The 1,203-nt window shown below is 56.2% G+C and carries 2 protein-coding genes; both read right to left on the reverse strand.

Annotated elements, in window-relative coordinates:
* Positions 1-321: gamma-glutamylcyclotransferase family protein (locus tag AC1DLB_RS30425; protein WP_477786334.1), on the reverse strand; the 321-nt coding region annotated here is incomplete at its 3' end.
* 13 nt (positions 322-334) lie between these two features.
* A complete protein-coding gene (locus AC1DLB_RS30430) occupies positions 335-1,000 on the reverse strand; it encodes a M24 family metallopeptidase (RefSeq protein WP_477744486.1) in 666 nt (221 codons plus the stop codon).
* Positions 1,001-1,203 lie beyond the last annotated feature (203 nt).

A 1,203-nucleotide genomic window follows, 5' to 3' on the forward strand; every position in this document is an offset into this window, starting at 1 on the left:
GGACTTGAGGGTCACACTGACGCGTTTGTAGTCCGCCACCTCGTATTCGTCGGCCGCGACCAGCTCTTGGGCCGTGATCTCGAAAACAGTGCCGGCGATCTCGTCCGACAGGTCGCCACTCTCCTGCACGATCGGATGATGGCTTTTCCCACTCGCCGCCAACACCGCCGGATCGGTTATCTCGACCAGGTTCTGCTTGTAACCTGGCAGGCTGTCCAGGCGCCCTTTCAACTCGCGCCCGAAGGTGGACAGCTGAACGGCCCGGTCCTGCAAAGTACCGTAGGAGAACAGCAGAACCGGTTGCTCTGTTTGGTTTGGCATGAGGTTTCCTTGATCAGATAAGCAAGTCTTCGTAGAACCCTCCGAAAGGGCGCTCAGGGTGGGCGATCTGGATTTCCAGAATCCACAGGCCGGTCGTTGGGCACTTGTCTAAATCCCCGAGGTCGCCACCACGGTGAATGGCATGAGGGAAATCGCTGACTCTGTGGCCCTTGATGTCCAGGTTGAGCTTCCACCCCATGGCTTGCGCCTGGTCGGCCGCATAGCGGTAAAGCTCCATGCCGGAAACCCGCTCGCTGCGCCAAAAGCCTTCGACCCGATTGAAAAGCTCCCGGGAGGCCGCAGCACAGGCGATCATTTCCGGGTCGGAACCGGTGGTGAACGTCGCCCCTGCATCACCTTCGTGCCCTTGCCAGACCGCGCCCATGTCGACGAAGAAAATATCTTCGTCACCCAGCACAGGATCGCCATCGGAGCGCTGTTTGAACGTCTTGAGYGTATTGGCGCCAAAGCGGATCAGCAGCGGGTGCCAGATGCGATCCATGCCAAGTTCCGACAGAACCTGTTTACCCAGTGACTGGGCTTCGGACTCGCGCATGCCGGGAGAAATAACCCGGGCAATCTGTTCGATAGCCTTCCAGGTCATCTGCTGCGCATGGCGCATCGTTTCCAACGTGTAATGCTCGCCTACTGCTTCTTTACCGCTCAGGGCCGCTGTCATCGATCATTCCTTTTGTACGAATTCTCGCTATATATTTTCATATACTGCGATATTCGATAAAAAAGATATAGCCATGATCCAGGCTGAAGAAACTTTCCTGCGGACAAAACAAAACCCCTACCTGCATACGCAGATAGGGGTTTCGGAATTTAATCTTGACGATGACCTACTCTCACATGGGGAAACCCCACACTACCATCGGC

This window comes from Pseudomonas sp. 05N434, assembly GCF_056396965.1.